The organism is Collinsella aerofaciens (genome assembly GCF_032584215.1).
In the GTDB taxonomy this organism is placed as follows: domain Bacteria; phylum Actinomycetota; class Coriobacteriia; order Coriobacteriales; family Coriobacteriaceae; genus Collinsella.
The window spans coordinates 1-534 of the sequence record NZ_JAWHPN010000092.1; the positions used below are offsets into that span (position 1 = coordinate 1).

A 534-nucleotide genomic window follows, 5' to 3' on the forward strand; every position below is an offset into this window, starting at 1 on the left:
CCATGAGAACGGCAAAAAGCCGTATCGGAGACAGGCTTGTGACCGAGAAAGACGGCACAGCATGGGTCTGCTATCTCCGAGACTGACAGCAGGAACACGGCAAGCGTGGCAAAGACGGCAAGGTTTTTATAGATACCTTAGTGTTGCCGCCTTGCCTTGTTCCCTCATACCGACACCGCCCGATGATGAACAGTCACCGGGCATTTTTCATTTACAGGAGGATTTTGAATGAACAACAATACCGCAACCAACACCGCCACTTGCCCGACTGTCAGAAAGCAGATTGGCAAGACCACCTATATCGTCCGTGTCCATTTCAGCGAGACCGCAAAAGAGACGATGGAGGACAAAATCAAGCGTCTGCTGCGTGAGGAAGTCCGCAAAATGTAACTTCTTTTTGAATTTGATGAAAAAGTCCTTGACTTTTCGTCTCTGGAAAGACAGCCAAGAGCATTTTATTGAGCGCCGCTGTCCGGCTTTCCGCTTTCATCCTGCCTCAGATCACCCGCATCACTTCGCGGGACGATATGGAGC

Annotated in this window: 1 protein-coding gene; it reads left to right on the plus strand. The window is 50.4% G+C overall.

The annotated features are described in order from the left end of the window. Nucleotides 1-228: 228 nt before the first annotated feature. Nucleotides 229-390, plus strand: a complete 162-nt coding sequence (locus RX395_RS09895; RefSeq protein WP_148336321.1) for a transposon-encoded TnpW family protein — start codon at nt 229-231, stop codon at nt 388-390. Nucleotides 391-534 lie beyond the last annotated feature (144 nt).